A 20026-nucleotide genomic window follows, 5' to 3' on the forward strand; every position below is an offset into this window, starting at 1 on the left:
TTCTCGCGCTGCTGGGCGGCATCGGCGCGCGCGCCGGCGGTGCGCCGGTGTGGAAAGCAACACTGCGTCACCTTCTGGGGGCGCTGGCGATGGCCCTCAAGCTCTCAGCGTCGATCCTGGCCCACCCTGACCTAGATCCTGACCTGCTGCCTCCGCTGGAGATGGATGGCTATCTCACCGGAATATTGGTGACGCCGGATCTCGATGCCGAGCAATGGGTTGCAGGGCTGTGGAAGCAAATCCCTGACTTCACTGACGAGCGCCGGCTGCACACCGCTCTTGTCAGCGCCCTGGCACGGCGCAAGACGATCGAGACCGAACTTCAGAAAGGTTGGCCGGCCTTCCGGCCCGGCTTTAGCTAAATCGGCAAGAAGGCTGACCATGACAAGGTCAGGATCTGGGTCCGCGGGTTCTGGAAGGCCATGCGGCTCGATCCGGAATACTGGGCGGATCTGGCTCAGGATGAGCGCACGGCCTCGTTCATCGGCCTCTTCGTCGGCTTCATGGATATGCTCGAAGACATTGAGGAGCGTGAGGACGCTGATGAACTCCGCGACGAGCACGCTGCTCTTATGCCACGCGCGCTCGTCGGCATGCGAAAACTGGCTCTCATGCGCGAGGGTAATGCTCGTGCGCTCACTTCCATGAAAGCCACCAAGGTAGGACGAAACGCTCCATGCCCTTGCGGCTCAGGCCAGAAGTTTAAGCGCTGCTGCGGCGCCAACTGACCGCGAAAATCAAGGCCGGGTTCCGTCGGCGCTTACATAATTTATGTCGCTCCCAGGCGAATGAATTTCGCGTCGCAATTTCGCGAGGTAACGCCGTAGGGAGCACTTGCCCGCAAAACTTTTTTGTCTCGGAGGATCTCAGAAGCGCTCTTTGCCCCTCAAGGCCAAAGTACGCGGCAATCCTTGTGACGATCGGTGATCACTGCTGCGACGGCTGGGACATGCTCGTCGACCCATCCCTCACCGCGCGGCGCCGAAATGGACCACCCCCGTTACGCCCCAGGTGCGCGGCTTTGCGTAGACACCGGCGACGGTGCCGTCGAACAGGGTGTTGTCATAACCATAGACACGATATTTCTCGGCGAAGATGTTGTTCACGAACGCAGCGATCTCCCAGGTGTCGTTCGGACCAGCATAGCCGATCCTGGCATTGGCGACGTTATAGGCCCCTTCCCGCTCGACCGGCGCGCACAGCACGGTAAAGCAGAATTTGTCCGAATGCTGGAAATCCGCCTGGAGCGAGGCCTTGCCACCGGCCAGAGCGAACTCGTAGCGCACGAGCGCATTGCCCGAAAAGCCCGGCGCCTGGGGCAGATTATGAGTCACGAACGAGGCCAGATCAGGCAATTCGACATTATGGACTTCAGTGTGGAGCACCGAGCCGCTCAGCTGCAGCGTCAGCCCGCGCACCGGCCGGGTCGCGAGTTCAGCCTCGATCCCTTCCGACTTGGCAGGCAGGTTCACCACCGTCTGCACAGCGCCATATTGGGCAAAGGCCTGATAATCATGATAATCATAATAGAAGGCGGCAACGTTGAGCGTCGTACCGGGCATCAAGGTCGTCTTCGCGCCAATCTCATAGGCGTCGAGGACTTCGGGCCTGTAGGGAATGCCGTTCAGCGTGGCGACCTCGAAGCCGGGGAACGGCGTGCCGGTCGAGAAGGTGAAGCCGCCACTCTTCGATCCGCGATTGTAACTGGCATAGAGCAATACCTGGTCGATCGGCTTGTAATCGATTTCCGCGCGCGCGGTGACGCCGCTGAAGGTGGGGGTCGCGTTGGCGGGCGTGGTCAGGACGCCAGTCGAGGGTTGGGTGACGCCGAATGACCCGTACGAGACCTGGCTCGGGTTGAAGGTGATCGAGACGCCGGTGCTCGGCTCCGACCCAAAGTAGCTGCCGCGGCGCGAATCATGCCAGTAGCGCAGGCCACCGATCAGCTTGATCTTGTCGCTCAATTTCCATTCGTCCTGCGCGAAAAAGGCGAAGGAGGTGGTCTTTTGCGAGAAGGCGACGAGCGGATCATAGCCGTAGAAGAGATCGGCATATTTGCCGGTATAATGGCCGTCGACGATCAGGCCGTAGGCGCCGACGGTCAGCTCGTTCGCGCCGAGATGCGCCTGCAGCCGGACCTCCTCGGAGCCCTGGTCGAGCTTCGAGCCCTGGTAGAAGAACACGCCGTCGGCGGGCGAGGAATCGCCGTCCTCGACATAGAATTTATCACCATGCTGGTAATCAGTGATCGAGACCAGATCGAGCCCGGCGGCCAGGTTCGCCTCGACCCGCAAGGTCGCGCCGAACACCTTCCGGTCGACATAACTGGGGTCGGTCGCCGCGGTCTTGTACGGATCGCCGCCGCGCGCGGGGTTGATCGCATCGTTGCGATAGCCCGCGCCCGTCTCGCCCGGGCCTGAGCCCCAATAGGCACAACTGTCGTTCGGCGCGAGCACCTCGCCCTGAAATTGCGCGTTGGGGCAGCTTGCCACCAGCGAATAGAGGCCGGCCTGGCGCTCCTTCGGCGCGCGCATATAGCGCAGGGTCAGCTTTGCCGAGAGAGTCGGCGTCGGCTGCCAGGCGAGGATCCCGCGCAACGCCCAATGGTTGTTCGCGCCGCGCGCCGGCATGCCCGGATTGATATTCTCGATATAGCCCTTGTCGCGATCGCGGATGCCCGCCAGCCGGAATTGCAGCGTATCGGTGATCGGGCCGGTGATTGCGCCCTCGGTGATCAGCTGGCCGTAGCTGCCAACCGTGACCGAGGCATAGCCGCCGAAATCCTTACTCGGCTGGTTCGAGATGAACTGGACAGCGCCGCCAGTGGCGTTGCGGCCGAACAAGGTGCCCTGCGGCCCGCGCAGCACCTCGACTCGGCCAAGATCGAAGGTCGGGAAGCTCGCCAGGTTGATCGAGCTCGAATAGCTGTCGTCCTGATAGACCGCGACCGGCGGCTCCTGCTGATCGCCATAATCATTCTGCGAAACGCCGCGGATGTTGAACACCACCTGCGCTGAGGAATAGGCGTTCATCTTGAGCGTCGGCACCGCACGTGTGAGATCGGTGGCATTGGCGATGTTGAGCTGTCTGAGTTCAGTGCCCGGCAACGCGGTGATCGCGATGCCGACATCCTGCAGGCGCTGTTCACGGCGCTGCGCCGTGACGACGATATCGGCGGGTTGGTCAGTGGCGGGGGATGTCGACTGTGCCATGGCCGTGGTTGGCGCAATCGGCACCGCGGCAAGCGATGCACCCACCAGCAATATTGCACGAACTGCCGTCCGACCTTGTCCCATTGAATCCTCCTTTAACGCCGCGCTCGCTTGCTCTCTGCCCTTGTGAGCGCCCCGTCTGTCGCGAAGAATCGCTCGTCTCGGTAACGTAACATTTCCGTACAGAGGGTCCAGCTAAATAGTCATTCAAGAGTCGCAGGCGAATGGTGGATGGCGGTTTTCCCTTTCGCTCGTGAAAACACCGCTACTGCTCGGATTTTCGATCGGGGCGCCGCGCACCGCGACCGGCGATTGAATCAGGCCAGCGCGTCGGGAAAGTCATGCGGGGCGCTGATATTCCCAATTGTGCGGAATATCGCACGGACCTGTCCAACGCAGACGGGGACCGCGTGGTCATCACCTCAGGCGGGCGATCGGGCCTTCCCGGCAAACACGGCAACCGTAACCAGGATCGCCATCAGCGCAGCGAAGACGAGGAAGAGCTCGAAATTATAATAGACCATCGCCGCCAGCGCGACGACCGCCATCACCAGGGCAAAGCCGGGCGCGAACGGATAGAGCGGTGCCCGGAACGGCCGGTCGAGCCCGGGCTCGGTGCGGCGCAGGCGGAACAGGCTGGCCATGCTCATGAGGTACATCACCAGCGCGCCGAACACCGACATGGTCACGATGCTCGCAGTCAGCGACTGGCCCGCTATCGCGACAAGGCTGTCGCTGTAGATCGCCGCCACGCCGATCAGCCCGCCTGCGACCGTGGCGACGTCCGGCGTGCGGAACCGCGGATGCAGCCGCGCGAAGACAAGGGGCAGGAACCCCGCCCGCGAGAGCGCGAAGATCTGCCGCGCATAACCCATGATGATGCCGTGGAACGAGGCGATCAGCCCGAACAGCCCGAGCCACACCAGCATGTGCAGCCAGCCGCTCGACGTGCCGACCACCCCGCGCATTGCCTGCGGCAAGGGATCATTGATGTTGGAAAGCGCTTTCCAGTCGCCTGCACCGCCGGCGAAGATCATCACCCCGAAGGCAAGCGCCGTCAGCGTCAGGATACCGGTGATATAGGCGATCGGGATCGTCCGGCGCGGCTCGCGCGCTTCCTCGGCCGCCATCGCCACGCCTTCAATCGCGAGGAAGAACCAGATCGCAAACGGGATCGCCGCGAACATCCCGCCAATCGAGCCCAGCGTGAAATGTGACTGCCCGGACCAGCCGCCCGCCGCGAAGTTCGCCCAGCTGAAAGCCGGCACGACCACCCCCATGAATACCAGCAGCTCGCCGACCGCGAGCAGGGTCACGAACAGCTCGAAGGTCGCGGCGATCCGTACGCCGATGATATTGAGCAGCACGAATATGACATAGGCGCCGAGCGCGGCATGCTTGGGCTCGAGCCCGGGGAACTGGACATGGAGATAGGCCCCGATCGCCAGCGCAATCGCCGGCGGCGCGAACACGAACTCGATCAGCGTCGCGAACCCGGCAATCGCGCCGCCGACGCGCCCGAACGCACGATAGCTGTACGCGAAAGGCCCTCCTGCCTGCGGGATCGCCGTCGTCAATTCGGTAAAGCTGAAGATGAAGGCGACGTAGAGCAGCGCGATCAGCACCGTCGTGATCAGGAAACCCAGCGTCCCCGCCTGCCCCCAGCCATAGCTCCAGCCGAAATATTCGCCCGAGATCACGAGCCCGACGGCGATGCCCCACAGATGGAACACGTTCAGAGTCTTGGCGAGCGTGACGTCCCGATGGTCCTGCACGATGGTCCCCCTGTCGAAAACGCGAAGACTCTCCACCGGCTTCTTGCACGACTGAACGCGCAGGCACTGACTGTCATATTGCTTGCATAATGACGCGAGTGGAAGCGGCCTCGTTGCGAAGCCGCGACAAAAGCGCTTCTAATGGCCGGCATAACCGATACGCATCTTCACACCTCCGGCACCGACCGCCAAACCCCCAGCCACGCGCTCACTCGAGGATCCGATCATGGCGAAGGCTGCCCCGAACATCCTGATCCTGATGGCCGATCAGATGGCGCCGAGCGCGCTGCCGGTTTATGGCCATGGGCGCGTCAAGGCGCCGAATATCGAGCGGCTGGCGAACACCGGAATCGTGTTCGAGTCCGCCTATTGCAACAGCCCGCTGTGTGCACCGTCGCGCTTCTCGTTCATGGCGGGGCAGCTGCCGTCGCGGATCGGCGCCTACGACAATGCCTGCGAATTCCCCGCCGACCGCCCGACGATCGCGCATCATCTGCGCTACCAGGGCTATCGCACGATCCTGGCCGGCAAGATGCATTTCGTCGGGCCTGATCAACTCCATGGCTTCGAGGAGCGGCTGACCACTGACATCTATCCCGCCGATTTCGGCTGGACGCCTGACTGGACGCGCTTCGACGAACGACCGAGCTGGTATCATTCGATGGACTCAGTGCTGAGCGCCGGCCCCTGCGTGCGCACCAACCAGCTCGACTATGATGAGGAAGTCACCTTCGTCACGCGGCGCAAGCTGTTCGAAATCGCGCGGGGCAAGGACGAGCGGCCCTTCTTCATGGTGATGTCGCTCACCCATCCCCATGATCCGTTCGCAATCCCGAAACAATATTGGGACCTGTACGACGATGACGACATCGCCGCGCCCAGGGTGATGATCCCGGCCGAGGCGCAGGACCCGCATTCGCTTCGGCTGCGCCACGTCACCGGGCTCGATCTCGATGCCGTCAGCGAGGACCAGATCCGCGCCGCGCGGCGGGCTTATTTTGGCGCGATCAGCTTTGTCGACGACCAGATCGGCACAGTGCTCGATGCGCTCGGCGAGACCGGGCTTGCCGAGGACACGATCGTCCTGCTGATCGGCGATCATGGCGAGATGCTCGGCGAGCGCGGCCTCTGGTACAAGATGAATTTCTTCGAGGGCGGCGCACGCATCCCGATGATTGTGAGCGCGCCCGGTCGCTTCGCCCCGGCGCGGGTCGCGGCAAGCGTCTCGCTGGTCGACCTGCTGCCAACCCTTGTCGAGCTAGCGGGGGGTGGCATTCCGGCCGATCTCGCCGGGCCGCTCGACGGCGAGAGCCTGGTGCCGCACCTGACCGGCGAGGCGGGGCGCGACGAGGTGATCGGCGAATATCTCGGCGAAGGCGCGATCGCGCCGATCGTGATGATCCGCCGCGGGCCGTGGAAATTCGTCCATTCGCCTGTCGATCCCGACCAGCTTTATGACCTGTCGAACGACCCCGACGAACTGGTCAATCTCGCGACCGCGCCGGAGCATTCCGAGAGGCTTGAGGCGTTTCACGGCGAGGTGGACGCGCGCTGGAATCTCGATGCGCTCCATGCCGAGGTGCTGGCGAGCCAGAAGCGGCGGCGCCTTGTCGCCGCGGCGACCGCGAAAGGCATTCGAGCCGCCTGGGATTTCCAGCCGCGCCGGGATGCGTCGCAGGAATATGTGCGCGGCCATATGGATCTTGAGGATCTGGAGGCCGCGGCGCGGTTCCCGCGCGTGCGCGGCGAATAGGTCTCACGCGACCGCCTGCCCTCCACCGCCCAGCGCGCGCAGGATATCCTGGCCCATGCACACGCCGACGACAGCGCTGCCTTCCATGAGCAGCACGGGGTGGTGCGATTCGGCACACAGGCGGATCAGCGTGCGCACCGACACGGTCGACGGACAGGCGATGACGCCGTCCGGGAACGCGCCGTGCGCGTCCGGGTCATCGATCCGCACAACCTCGTGCCGCTCACCCTTGCAGGTCAGCTCAAGCCCCGTTTCATCGAGCCGGTAATGGCCCTCCGCGTCGAGCAGCACGCCGCCATCCGCAACCATCAACGATGCGGCGTGCCGCATCACCGAGGCGCCGGTCATCACGTTGAGCGGGTTCATGTGCCGGACGAATTCGGCGACATAGGGGGTCGCGGGACGCAGCACGATGTCCTCCGGGGTACCGGTTTGGATGATCCGCCCGCCTTCGAGCACGCTGACCTGGTCACCGAGCTTGACCGCCTCATCGAGATCATGGCTGACGAACAGGATCGTCTTCTGCACCTTTTCCTGCAGGCTCAGCAATTCGTCCTGCAGCTTCGCGCGGATCATCGGGTCGAGCGCCGAGAAGGGTTCGTCCATCAGCAGGATATCGGCATCGGTTGCGAAGGCGCGGGCCAGCCCGACCCGCTGCTGCATGCCGCCCGACAGCTCGCTCGCATAGCGATCGGCCCAGCTATCGAGCCCGACCAGCGCGAGTCGTTCATCGACGATCGCGGTAATTTCCGCGCGCGGCATGCCGCGCAGCTCGAGCCCGAACGCGACATTCTCGCGCACCGTGCGCCATGGCAGCAGCGCGAATTGCTGGAACACCATCGCGACCCGGTGCCGCCGGATATGGCGCAGCATCGCCTCGTCGCACGTCGCGATATCGCGCGCGCCATCCCCGTCGCGCACCAGCACCTGCCCGCGCGACACCGGGTTGAGCCCATTGGCGGCACGCAGCAGCGTCGACTTGCCCGACCCGGACAGGCCCATCAGAACAGATATCTTGCCCTGCTCGACCACCAGATTGGCGCCCGCGACGCCGACGACGGTACCCGTATCCTTCGCGATCTCGGCGCGGTCAGCTCCCGCGTCGAGCCGCTTGAGCGCGGCGGCGAGCCCAGCCTCGCGGCGCTTGCCATGGCCTGAGCAGAACAGGATGTCGACCTGGCGGAACTCGAGCGCGACGGTCATGCCGGGCCTCCCTTGACGTCGGTTCGCGTCATGCGGTCAAGGATGATCGCGAGCAGCACGATCGCGAAGCCGGCTTCGAAGCCCATGCCGACCTGCACCGTGTTGAGCGCCCGCACCACCGGCACGCCGAGCCCGCCCGCCCCGACCAGCGCGGCGATGACGACCATCGACAGGCTGAGCATGATGCACTGGGTGATACCGGCGACGATCGATTGCGCGGCGGCGGGCAGCTCGACTTTGGTCAACAGCTGCCAGCGAGTCGCGCCGAAGGATTTGCCCGCCTCGAGCAAGGGCAGCGGCACCGAGGCGATGCCGAGCTGGGTCAGGCGGATCGGCGCGGGCAAGGCGAAGATCACGGTCGAGATCAGCCCCGGCACGACGCCGAGCCCGAACAGCACCAGGGTCGGGATCAGATAGACGAAGGTCGGCAGGGTTTGCATCAGATCGAGCACCGGGCGCAGCGCATCATAGGCGCGCGGGCGATGCCCCGCCCAGATCCCGATCGGCACCCCGATCATCGTCGATACCGCCGCGGCGAACACCACCAGCGACAAGGTTTCCATCGTCGCCGCCCAATAGCCCTGGTTCATGATGAACAGCAGGGCGAGCGCGACGAAGATGGTCAAGGCGATCGAACGGCGCAGATAATAAGCGAGCCCGGCCATGAAGGCGACGAAGAGCAGGGGCGGGATCGCGCTGAGGGCGGCGGTGAGCGCGTTGACCGAAGCACCGACCATTGTGGTGATCAGCCCGAACACGGCGCGGTGCGCCTTGATATGCTCTACCAGGTCGTTCATCCACGGCCCGACCGGAATCTTGTTCTCCGTGAAGACATTGCCGCGCGCCGGCGGAGCGAGCGCCGCGCGCACCGCCGGCTCGGCCGCGCCGCCATCAAGCGCGTGGACACCCGCGAGCCAGGATCGCAGCTTGTCAGGATGCGTGCGCAGCCAGTCTCGCGCTGCGGTAGTAGGATCGCCCTTGCCGGTGCCCGCCGCCATCAGCGCATTCTCGTCCTCTACCGCGAAGGCGAGGTTCCTGAGGAAGCGCGCCACATTGGGGCATTGCTGCAGGAAGCCGGCCCGCACATTGGTATAGACGACCGCGCCGCCGAAATTGGGACCGAACACCGCATCGCCGCCCGAGAGATAGCGCATGGCAAAACGGTTATTCATTGGATGCGGTTGCCAGCCGAGAAAGACGATCGGCTGCTTCTCGCGTACCGCGCGCTCGACCTCGGCCAACATGCCCTGCTCGCTGCTCTCGACCAGGGTGAAACCGCCCAACCCGAACTGATTCTTGTGAATCATGCCGAGCACGAGCCGATTGCCGTCATTGCCCGATTCGATCCCGTAGATCTTGGCTCCCAGCGGCCCTGCGAACCTTGCGATCGAGGCGAAATCCCTGAGTCCGGCGTCGTAGAGATAGGCCGGCACCGCCAGCGTGTAGCGCGCGTCGGTCAGGTTGGAGCGCACCACCTCGATCGAGCGATCGGCGAGGTAGGGCTTGCGATCCGCGTCCTGCATCGGCATCCAGTTGCCTAGAAAGACATCGATATCGCGGTTGCGCATCGCGTTGAAGGTGACGGGGACGGAGAGGACGGTGATCTTGGGATCGTATCCGAGGCCGCCCAGCACCTGTGAGGCGACCGCAGTCGTCGCGGTCACGTCGGCCCAGCCGACATCGGCGAACCGCACCTGGCGGCATGCCGCCGGGTCAGCCGGGGCCGCCGCGGCGGGCAGGGACAGGAACAGCCCCATCAGGCTGCTCAGGGCCCATTTGGCGAACCGTATCGGCATCAACATTCCCCAGGTCAACCATGGCGCGTGAGTTGACTAAATGTTCAAACAATGTGCAAGTAGAATAAGAAACTGGTGTGCGATCGGCCCGGATTAGCCTTGATCATAGAGGCGGGTCGCGCGATTGAACGATGGTTCAGGAGAAGACTGTGGCAAGCCCGGTGGCTGCTCCCATTATCGGTTCGAATGAAGACGGACGGCCCCGCCAGTTGATCGACATGACGATCGACAGCCTGGCCGAGGTCGGGTTCGTCGGGACGACGCTCGCCGAAATCGCCGGCCGCGCCGGGGTTTCCGCCGGGCTGGTCGCGCATTATTTCGGCGACAAGAGCGGGTTGCTCGAGGCGGCCTTCCGGTCGCTGTCATCGCGGCTGCGCGACAACCTCATCGTGCGACTGCTCGAGGCCGATGGTCCCCGCGCGCGTCTGCAGGCAGTGATCGACGCAAACCTCGCGCTTGAGGAGTTCGACCAGCGGACCAGCGCCGCCTGGCTCGCCTTTTGGGGCCAGGTGCTGCACGCGCCACCGCTTGGCCGCATCCAGCACGTCTATCAGCGCCGCATGCTGTCCAATCTGCGCCACGCGTTGCGTCAGCTCGTGCCCGCCGAAGAAACCGCCAAGCTCGCCGCGATGATCGCGGCGATGATCGACGGCGTGTGGCTGCGCGGTGCCTTGTCGGGATGGACCGAGACGGACAGCGAGACGGCGCGTGCGCTGCTCACCTCGTTCGTCGACAATCACCTCAATACGCGGCCCTCGGCGCCGACGTCGAATATCGGCACGCGCCATCTGGTCAGCCCGGTCAACCCCGCGACCGGTGAGATCCTCGCCCGAATTCCCGTCACAACCCCTGCCGCTGTCGATTCCGCGGTCGCGCTGGCCAAGACAGCACAACGCGACTGGGCGGCCCGCGCGCCGGTCGAGCGCGGCCGGGTGCTGCGCCGCGCCGCCGATATCCTGCGCGCGCGCAACGACGCGCTCGCTGAACTCGAGACCCGCAACACCGGCAAGCCGATCCAGGAAACCATCGCCGTCGATGTGCTCTCGGGGGCCGATTGCCTCGAATATTATGCCGGCGTCGCCGCAACGATCGCCGGGCAGCATCTCGACCTCGGTGCCGGGGCGTTCGGCTATACGAGGCGCGAGCCGCTCGGCGTCGTCGCGGGGATCGGCGCGTGGAATTACCCGCTGCAGATCGCCTGCTGGAAGGCAGCGCCAGCGCTTGCCTGCGGCAATGCGATGATCTTCAAGCCGGCGGAGCAGACCCCGCTGACCGCGATCGAACTGGAGAAGATCTTCCTCGAGGCGGGCCTGCCCGAGGGCCTGTTCCAGGTCGTGCAGGGCTATGGCGAAACCGGCCGGGCGCTGACCTCCCACCGCGACGTGGCCAAGATTTCGCTGACCGGATCGGTCGAAACCGGCAAGGCGGTGATGACCGATGCCGCGCGCAGGCTGAAGGCGGTGACGCTCGAACTCGGCGGCAAATCGCCCTTGATCGTGTTCGAGGATGCAGCGCTCGACAATGCGGTATCGGGCGCGATGCTCGCCAATTTCTATTCGAGTGGCCAGGTCTGCTCGAACGGCACCCGCGTGTTCGTCCATCGTTCGATCCTGAAGCCGTTTCTCGACAGGCTGGTCGCGCGCACGGCGGCGCTCCGCATCGGCGATCCGCTCGATCCCGACACGCAGATCGGACCGCTCGTTTCCGAGGTGCAGATGGAGTCGGTGCTCGCGCACATCGCGCGCGCCCGGCATGCGGGGGTGCGGCTCGTCGCGGGCGGCCAGCGTCGCACCGAAGGCGCTCTGGCGAAGGGCTATTATGTCGAGCCGACCATCTTCGAGGCTGCCGACGACCGGCCAGCGATTGTCCGCGACGAGGTGTTCGGCCCGGTCATGACCGTGCTTGCCTTTGACGACGAGCACGAAGTGATCGCCCGCGCCAACGCCACCGAATTCGGGCTGGCAGCGGCGGTCTTTACCAGCGACCTTGCGCGGGCCCACCGCGTCATCGCCCAGCTCCAGGCCGGCACCTGCTGGATCAACCAGTATAATATCACGCCCGTGGAAATGCCGTTCGGGGGCACGAAGGCGTCGGGTCTCGGCCGCGAGAATGGCCTCGCCGCGATCGAACATTATACGCAGCTCAAAAGTGTCTATGTCGCGCTTGCCGATATCGACTGCCCTTACTGACCGAACAATCGATGCAGGAATTCGACTATATCATCGTCGGCGCCGGCTCGGCGGGCTGCGTGCTGGCCGACCGGCTGAGCGAGGATGGCCGCAACACTGTTCTGGTGCTCGAATTTGGCGGTTCGGACAAATCAGTCTTCATCCAGATGCCGAGCGCACTCTCGATCCCGATGAACAAGGCAAAATATAATTGGCAATATGAGACCGAGCCCGAACCCCATCTCGGCGGCCGCCATATGCATATCCCGCGCGGCAAGGTGCTCGGCGGCTCATCGTCGATCAACGGACTGGTCTATATCCGCGGCAACCCAATGGATTTCGAACGCTGGGAAGCCGAGGGCGCGCGTGGCTGGGGATATGCCCAGGTCCTCCCCTATTTCCGCCGCGCGGAGACGCGCGACGAAGGCGGCGATTCCTACCGCGGCGCCGAGGGCGCGCTCCACACCCGCTATGGCCGACTGAAGAACCCGCTCTACACCGCCTTCCTCGATGCGGCGAAGCAGGCGGGCTATCCGCTGACCGAGGACGTCAACGGCCCGCAACAAGAGGGCTTTGGGCGCATGGACATGACCGTCCATCGCGGTCGCCGCTGGAGCGCGGCCAACGCCTATCTGAAGCCGGCGATGGCACGGCCAAACCTCAGCGTGGAAACGCATGCGCTCGCCACCCGCGTCCTGTGGAAGGGCAAGCGCGCGGTCGGCATCGCCTATCGCCAGGGCGGCACCGAGCATCAGGTGACTGCTCGGCGCGAAGTGATCCTGTCGGGCGGCCCGATCAACTCGCCGCAACTGCTCAAGCTCTCGGGCGTAGGGCCGGCGGCCGAGCTCCGGTCACATGGCATCGACATCGTCCATGATCTGCCCGGGGTCGGCGAGAATCTGCAGGATCATCTCGAATTCTATTTCCAGATGGAATGCACCCAGCCGATCACGCTCTATTCCTCGATGAACCCGCTCGCGAAGCTCGCGATCGGAGCACGCTGGCTGCTGCGCAAGGACGGGCTTGGCGCGACCAACCACTTCGAGAGCTGCGGTTTCATCCGCAGCCGCGCCGGCATCCCCTATCCCGACATTCAATTCCATTTCCTGCCGCTCGCCGTCACCTATGACGGCCGCTCTATGGCGGACGGGCACGGTTTTCAGGCGCATGTCGGGCCGATGCGCTCGAAGAGCCGCGGCTATGTCCGCCTTGCCTCGCCGGATCCGCGTGACAAACCGGTGATCCGCTTCAACTATATGAGCCACCCCGATGACTGGGAGGAGATGCGCGCCTGCGTGCGGCTCACCCGCGAGATCTTCGCCGAGCCCGCCTTTGCTCCTTTTGCTGGCCGCGAGATCCAGCCCGGCGCCGAGGTCGTGACCGACGAGCAGATCGACGCCTTTGTACGCGACAAGGTCGAGAGTGCCTATCACCCTTCCTGCACCTGCAAGATCGGCAGCGACACCGATCCGATGGCGGTGGTCGATGTCGAGCTGCGGGTGCGCGGGGTGACCGGGCTGCGGGTGGTCGATTCGTCGGTGATGCCCTCGCTCACCACCGGCAACCTCAACGCGCCGACGATCATGATCGGCGAAAAGGCAGCTGACCATATCCTCGGACGGCCGCTGGCTTCAGCCTCGAACGCACCCTTTTATGTGGCGCCAAACTGGAAGACCGCTCAGCGCTGAGCGGCGCGTCGACCGGAGGCCAGGGCAATGGGGTCAGGCCTGCTCCGGCTGCAGCGCCACGATCTGCGGCGCATGTCCCCACCGCGCGAGCGACGCGACCAGGTCCCCGAAGCCGAGCGCCAGCGTCGCGGTGTTGCGCAGCGGGTGGACGTTGATCGTGCCCGCAGGATCGAACGCCGCGTCGAGCACCACCGATACCACACCATCCGCATCGTTGATCGCCGCCAGCGGAGTCACGGAGCCAGGCGTCACGCCGAGCAGCCGGAGTAGATGGTCGGGATTGGCGAAGGACAGTTTGCCGGCGCCGGTCTGCCGGCCGATGAACTTGAGGTCGGCGCGGCGGTCGTGCGGGAGCGTGACCAGCCAGAAGCGGCCCTTGGCATCCTTGAGAAACAGGTTCTTGGTATGCGCACCGGGGATCGCCTCGTGCAGCCCGGCGCTTTCCTCGACCGTGAACACCGCCTCATGTTCATGCACCGTGAACACCACGCCGGCCACTTCGAGGTCAGCGAGGAGCCGCGCTTCGCTGTCGCTCATTGTCCGAGCTCGGTCTGACTCACCGTCACCCAGCCGGTGTCGGCAGCAAGCGGCGGCGTGAGCCCGGCCGATCGCTCGACGGCAGCGCGCTCCACCCGTCGCTGCGCGAGTTCGGGGGTAGCGCTCCCCTTGCGGTCGACCCAGATCCGAACGCCGCCAGTATAAAAAAGCATCGGCCAGTCGCTGCGGCTGTCACCCGCTGCGAGGAAGGGCCGGCGGATCGGATCGATATAGGCCTGGATACCGGCGACCTTTCCCTCATACCAGGTGAGCGGCGACCATAAGGTCGGCGTCAGCACCATATGGGCATTGGCTGCCGCATCATAATGCCCCGCGGCGATCTGGGTCCGCGCCGTCGTCACGCTGCCGTCAGCGGGGTCGCGCAGCAGCATGGTCACGCCGACGACATTTTCGGGCGCGACGTTCAGGCCATATTTCGGATCGGATGCGATCATCCGCACCAACTCCTCGACCGAAGCACTGACGACATAGACTTTGATCCCCTTCGCCCGGAGATAGGCCATCAGCTGGCGTTGCGCCGGGAAAATCGCGGGCGGCATCACCGTGCCGGCGATCTCCTTGCCGTGATCGGCATAACGGACCGGGATCGGCTTGTTCGCGGCCATCATCGCATCGACCTGCTGCTTGAGCTCAGCGAGCGGCCGACCGGCAAAAACCTGGGCGATCCAAGGATAGCAGAGCTTGTCGTCGACCTCGCACAGCCGCTCATAATAGCCGTACAGGCTTTCGCCCGGGAGCAGCGGAATCGGCTTGAGCGACGGGTCGAGCGTCGCCACCGAGAGCAGGCCCTTGTTCTCGAGGTAGGGAAGCAGCGACTCCTCGATATCATATTTCCAGGTCGTGTTGTCGGCATCGAAGGTCGCAAACGAATCCTTCGGCGCCCTGGCGACCGCTGCCTCGATCCGTGTCGCGGTGGCGGCCGGCCACAGATCGAGCTCCCGTGCCGACACCGCGCCCGGCCACAGCAGCGCGCCCGCCAGCAGCGCCGCGATCGCGCGTAGCGGCCGGCTCACGCGATCACCTGCGCGCCGATCGCCGGGTCGGACTTGCTCGGCCGACCGGTCTCGACATGACCCGCGAAACGCCGGCTCCAGGTCGAACCCGGGATTTCGACCACGAAATCATACCAATGATCATTGCGCGTAACGGGATAGCGCATTGTCGCCGTCGCACCGGGCGAAAGCTCGACCGCGCGCTGCGGCAGGGCCGCATAAGCGAGGGAGCGGCAGGCGAGGCTGCGGGCCTGCGACCCGTGATTGGCGAGCGTGATCAAGACGGCCTCTCCGACAGTCTCGACGATCGCCTCGACGCCCAGGTCCGTATCGCCGGCGAAGCTGCGCAGGAATCCGTTCGGACCATGTACCCTCACCTCATGCCGCTCGCCGATCGGCAAGCCAGGCAGTGAGTCGCTTAGCGTCTTGCCGGCTCCGACGGTGTAGAACCACGGCCCCGCCGCGCCGCCGATTGCGTAGACGTTGAACACCGCGCCCGCCGCGCCGGCGTTGACGAAGCTGAGCGTCAGCCCCGGCCCCGCCACGGCGTGGACCGCGAGTTGGTAAGGCAGCGGCCGCGCCGGGCGCTGCCCGGGCTCCTGCCGGGGCAATGCGCCCACTGCCGGCGCCTCGGGCGCGGGCAGTTTCGACTGGGCAAGCATCCGTGCACCGCAGTCGGCTGTTTCGGGAAAGCCGCGCAGCGCCGACGCATCGGGATCGGCAAAGTCGAACATCGAGGTCAGGTCGCCCGTCACCGCGCGCCGCCACGGGCTGATGTTCGGCTCCATCACTCCGAAACGCCGCTCGAGGAACCGTATCACTGAGGTGTGGTCGAAGACCTGCGAATCGACCCAGCCGCCGCGCGACCAGGGCGACACCACCAGCAGCGGCACGCGCACGCCCAGGCCGACCGACTGGCCCTGATAGCTCTCACCCCGCACGTCGACCGTACTCAGGCCCATTTTGCGGTCGATCGCGGGTATCGGCGCCGGCATATGGTCGAAGAACCCGTCATTCTCGTCATAGTTGATGATCAGCGCGGTCTTCGCCCACACTTCCGGATTCGCCACCAGCGCCTCGATCAGTCGCGCGGTGAGCGATTCGCCAAAGGCGGGCGTCGCTTCTGGATGCTCGGAGAATTTGGCCGGGGCGACGATCCACGACACCTGGGGCAATGTGCCGGCGGCCACATCGGCGGCAAAAGCAGCGACCAGAGGGCTCGCGTCGGTCTGCGGTGCGTTCGCCGCGGTCGATCCGGGCACAATCGCTCGACCGCGCCGGTAGAGATCGCTCATGGGCGCAAGACCCCGGAAACTCTTGAAATAGGCGAGCGAATTGTCGCCGAAATTGTCATATTCCTGGTACAGACGCCAGCTGATCCCGGCCTTTTGCAGCCGCTCGGGATAGGTCGTCCAGGCCGCAGCGACAAAGTCCGGCTTGTCGCGCGCCATATCGCCCGTCCAGTTGCCGTCATCGGCATTCTCGACCGCCTGTTTGCCGTCATCGCCCACCGACAGGCCGCTGGTCCCCGAGAAGAGGAACATCCGGTTCGGGTTGGTCGGGCCGTGCAGCGATGCATAATAGCCGTCGCCGATCGTGAAGGCATCGGCAAGCGCGTGGTAGAAGGGAATATCCTCGCGCCGGAAATGCCCCATCGACAGCGGCGTCTTGTGCTTGATCCAGACGTCATAGTCAGCCCATTCGGCGGCATCGCCCTTCCAGCTATGGTCAAGGCTCTTGATCAGCTGGCCGCTGGTCGTCCTGCTGTCCATGTGGAACGGCAATACCGTCCCCACGCCATCGGCGGCGGGCTGGTGGAAGCTGCTCCTCCCGTTGCGGAGCGTCATCGGCCTGGGGTCGCCATAGCCGCGGACGCCGCGCAGCGTGCCGAAATAATGATCGAACGCACGGTTCTCCTGCATCAGAATCACGACATGCTCGACATCGGCGATCGATCCGGTGCGACGATTGGCCGGCAGCGCAAGCGCCTTGCCGATCGACACCGGCAGGGTGCCGGCCGCGGTCATACTCGCGACCATTTTCAGGAAATCGCGGCGGTCACGCATGCGCATATCGCTCCTCTTCGCGGCCCGGCACGCGCCCGACCCTGTCAATCGCTGCACCTGCGAGATCACAGGCCACCGCCGAAATCAAGCCATCGCAAAAGTGTCATTAAACGGTCACTCAGCCCATCTAACGAGCGCTTGAACGAACCATCAAACGCCTATCCAAACGCTCAGCCGACACCCTCCTCCGTGATAGAGCACCCGCTTCGCTTCGTACTGATATGCGAGCATGCGCCTCCTTTCTCTCCGGAAACGTGGAAAACTGATCACATTTTGAAGGTTCATTCAACTCAATGATCGTCTCGCGCGATTTTGCTTGATTTTGTTGCGCCGCAACAACAGAAATGGCGTGAGACCTAAAACCAACGTGCCCGACATTGAAGCGGGCTTCAGGATAAAGGGCATCACATGCGGCTTTCGAAGATAGCACTGCTCGCCGGCTCAGGGGCTGGCGCCTTCCTCATGGCATCCGGCGCGTGTGCCCAGTCAGCCGACGCCCCTGCCAAGGCAGCCCTCGCCACCGATACGGAAGTTCCTCAGCCCGACATCGTCGTGCTCGGCTTCGGCCAGAGCCGCCAGGTGCAGAGCGTGAGCGCCTTGGATATTGCGCGCATCGTTCCCGGCGCCAGCCCGCTCAAGGCGATCGAGAAACTGCCTGGCGTGAATTTCCAGTCCGCCGACGCTTTCGGCAATTACGAATGGGCAGTGCGCATCTCGCTGCGCGGCTTTAACCAGAACCAGCTAGGCTTCACCCTCGATGGCGTGCCGCTCGGCGATATGAGCTACGGCACCGTCAACGGCCTGCATATCAGTCGCGCGATCATCTCCGAGAATGTCGGCCGCACTGAAGTCGCCCAGGGTTCGGGTGCGCTCGGCACCGCGTCGACCAGCAATCTCGGTGGCACCATCCAGTTCTACAGCGACGATCCGCGAGACAAGCTCAACGTGACCGGCTCGGGCACTTACGGCTCGGATAACACCTGGCGCGGCTACGCCCGTATCGATTCCGGTCTGATCGGCGATACGGTCAAGGGCTATGTCAGCTATGACTATTACAAGACCGACAAATGGAAAGGCTATGGCGAGCAGCGCCAGCAGCAGGTCAATGCCAAGGTGGTCGCCGATCTCGGACCGCTGGGCGACATCTCGGCCTATTTTGCCTATTCGGACCGGCACGAGAATGACTATCAGGATCTCAGCCTCGACATCATCAAGCGTCGTGGCCTGACCGACGACAATATCAGCAACGACTATCCCACGGCCGAGAAATTCGGGCAATTCTATCAGAATTATCTGGCGTATCTCGGCGGAGCGGCGTTCCCGTATCCCAGTGTCGGCCTCAGCTTTCCGGCAGGATTCGGCTCGCTCGACGATGCCTATTATGATGCCGCGGGTCTCCGCCGCGACTATCTCGCCGATGTGAAGATGGACGCGAATCTCGCGCCCGGCCTCACGCTGAAGACGACCGCATATTATCACGCCGACAAGGGCCAGGGCTCGTGGATCACGCCCTATACGCCGACCCCCTATGGCGCACCGAATGTGGACGGCACCCCCATTACCAATCCCGCAGCGATCTCGTTTCGTACCACCGAATATAGCATGCATCGCGGCGGTGTGGTCTCAGCGCTCACTTATGAAAGCGGGATCAATACATTCGAGGTCGGCGGCTGGTACGAGAGCAACACACTCAATATCGCCCGCCGCTATTACGGCATGACAACGGGCACATCCAATCGCCCCGCGATTGATTACCAGAGCAACCCCTTCCGTACTGACTGGGATGGCAAATACGACACCGAGACGGTGCAATATCATGTATCCGATACGGTCAAGCTGCTCGACGACAGCCTCGTGCTGAATGGAGGGTGGAAGGGCGTCCGCGTTATCAACAATGGTCAGTTGCGCGTCGGAACCCTCGCTTCGGGTCGGATCGAGGCCAGGGACTGGTTCCAGCCGCAGGCGAGCATCCTGTATCACGTCTCGCCGAGCACTGAACTCTTCGTCGACTATACCGAGAATATGCGTGCCTTCACCGCCTCGGCCGCCTCGGCGCCCTATGCCGGCACCCAGATCGCCTTCAACCTGATCAAGGACACGCTGAAGCCGGAAACCTCAAAGACGATCGAGGGCGGGCTCCGCTTCCGCACCGGGGGGCTCCAGGCCTCGGCAGTCGGCTATTATGTCGATTTTTCCAACCGCCTGCTCGTGTTCACGAACGGGTCGGGCATTCAGGGCCTGCCGCCGACGCTCAACAACGCCGGTAGCGTCCACACCTATGGTGGCGAATTTGCCGTCAACTATCGCTTCATGACGGCGTTTTCGCTGTTCGGCAGCTATTCCTACAACAGCTCGAAATATCAGGATAACGTCACCACTAAGGACGCCCTTGGCAACCTCGTCATTCTCTCGCCGACTGCCGGCAAGACAGTGGTCGACAGCCCGACGCACATGCTCAAGGGCGAAATCGTGTACGACCAATATGGCTTCACCGCCCGGGTCGGGGCCGATTATATGAGCAAGCGCTACTTCACCTATCTCAATGACCAGTCGGTGCCCGGCCGCCTGACGATGGACGCCAGCATCGGTTATCGCTTTGACGGTGACGGTCCGCTGCACGGCTTCTCGATCACCGGCAACGTCACCAACCTGACCGACAAGAAATATATCGCGACGGTCGGCTCGAACGGCTTCACCGCCAGTGGCGACAACCAGACGCTGTTGGCTGGGGCGCCGCGCCAGTTCTTCGTGACGGTAAAGAAGGGCTTCTGACCAAAGGGACGGGATGGTCACGCACCATCCCGTCAACCCCTTC

General features: G+C 64.0%; 12 protein-coding genes and 1 pseudogene. 6 read left to right on the plus strand and 7 right to left on the minus strand.

From position 1 onward, the window contains the following. Positions 1-161: 161 nt before the first annotated feature. A pseudogene (locus ABD050_RS27405) lies at positions 162-539 on the plus strand (UPF0149 family protein); the annotation flags it as partial. Between the two features lie 105 nt (positions 540-644). Next, positions 645-728 carry an SEC-C metal-binding domain-containing protein gene (locus tag ABD050_RS27410; protein WP_343892776.1) on the plus strand — a complete coding sequence of 28 codons (84 nt, stop codon included), beginning with the start codon at positions 645-647 and terminating at the stop codon, positions 726-728. Positions 729-968: 240 nt separating this feature from the next. Here ABD050_RS27410 and ABD050_RS27415 read toward each other — a convergent pair whose 3' ends face one another. Both ABD050_RS27415 and eat read right to left on the minus strand, forming a co-directional pair. Further along, on the minus strand, positions 969-3212 hold the full coding sequence (locus tag ABD050_RS27415) for a TonB-dependent receptor (protein ID WP_343892756.1): 2244 nt from the start codon (positions 3210-3212) through the stop codon (positions 969-971). A 422-nt stretch (positions 3213-3634) separates the two neighbouring features. Further along, positions 3635-4987 carry an ethanolamine permease gene (eat, locus tag ABD050_RS27420; RefSeq protein ID WP_343892757.1) on the minus strand — a complete coding sequence of 451 codons (1353 nt, stop codon included), beginning with the start codon at positions 4985-4987 and terminating at the stop codon, positions 3635-3637. Between the two features lie 226 nt (positions 4988-5213). Between eat and betC the strand changes: the two genes are divergently transcribed. Further along, positions 5214-6740, plus strand: coding sequence for a choline-sulfatase (gene betC / locus ABD050_RS27425; protein WP_343892758.1), 1527 nt, complete (start codon positions 5214-5216; stop codon positions 6738-6740). Positions 6741-6743: 3 nt separating this feature from the next. On the opposite strand, the gene choV is transcribed toward betC, so the two are convergent. Further along, a complete protein-coding gene (choV, locus tag ABD050_RS27430) occupies positions 6744-7943 on the minus strand; it encodes a choline ABC transporter ATP-binding protein (RefSeq protein ID WP_343892759.1) in 1200 nt (399 codons plus the stop codon). Continuing rightward, positions 7940-9745 carry a choline ABC transporter permease subunit gene (choW, locus tag ABD050_RS27435; protein WP_343892760.1) on the minus strand — a complete coding sequence of 602 codons (1806 nt, stop codon included), beginning with the start codon at positions 9743-9745 and terminating at the stop codon, positions 7940-7942. The genes choV and choW overlap by 4 nt, the downstream gene beginning before the upstream one ends. 155 nt (positions 9746-9900) lie before the next feature. On the opposite strand from choW, the gene betB reads away from it, so the two are divergent. Continuing rightward, the gene (gene betB, locus ABD050_RS27440; protein WP_343892761.1) at positions 9901-11928 is read left to right on the plus strand and encodes a betaine-aldehyde dehydrogenase; all 2028 of its coding nucleotides are present in this window, start codon (positions 9901-9903) and stop codon (positions 11926-11928) included. 11 nt (positions 11929-11939) lie between these two features. Next, positions 11940-13595: a choline dehydrogenase gene (gene betA / locus ABD050_RS27445; RefSeq protein WP_343892762.1), complete on the plus strand. Its 1656-nt coding sequence runs from the start codon at positions 11940-11942 to the stop codon at positions 13593-13595. A 33-nt stretch (positions 13596-13628) separates the two neighbouring features. Here the strand turns inward: betA and ABD050_RS27450 are convergent, their stop codons facing one another. The 3 genes from ABD050_RS27450 to ABD050_RS27460 are packed head-to-tail and all read right to left on the minus strand — an operon-like array spanning position 13629 to position 17211. Then, complete coding sequence (locus tag ABD050_RS27450; RefSeq protein WP_343892763.1) at positions 13629-14132, minus strand: prolyl-tRNA synthetase associated domain-containing protein; 504 nt, start codon at positions 14130-14132, stop codon at positions 13629-13631. Beyond that, positions 14129-15166, minus strand: a complete 1038-nt coding sequence (locus ABD050_RS27455) for an HAD family hydrolase (protein ID WP_343892764.1) — start codon at positions 15164-15166, stop codon at positions 14129-14131. The genes ABD050_RS27450 and ABD050_RS27455 overlap by 4 nt, the downstream gene beginning before the upstream one ends. Next, the gene (locus tag ABD050_RS27460) at positions 15163-17211 is read right to left on the minus strand and encodes a phosphocholine-specific phospholipase C (protein ID WP_343892765.1); all 2049 of its coding nucleotides are present in this window, start codon (positions 17209-17211) and stop codon (positions 15163-15165) included. Before ABD050_RS27460 ends, ABD050_RS27455 begins: the two co-directional genes overlap by 4 nt. 408 nt (positions 17212-17619) lie before the next feature. Between ABD050_RS27460 and ABD050_RS27465 the strand changes: the two genes are divergently transcribed. Further along, entirely contained in the window at positions 17620-19983 is a 2364-nt protein-coding gene (locus ABD050_RS27465; RefSeq protein WP_343892766.1) for a TonB-dependent receptor domain-containing protein, read from the plus strand. Positions 19984-20026: the final 43 nt, after the last annotated feature.

It is taken from the genome of Sphingomonas oligophenolica, from assembly GCF_039522915.1.
GTDB classification, from domain to species: Bacteria; Pseudomonadota; Alphaproteobacteria; order Sphingomonadales; family Sphingomonadaceae; genus Sphingomonas; species Sphingomonas oligophenolica.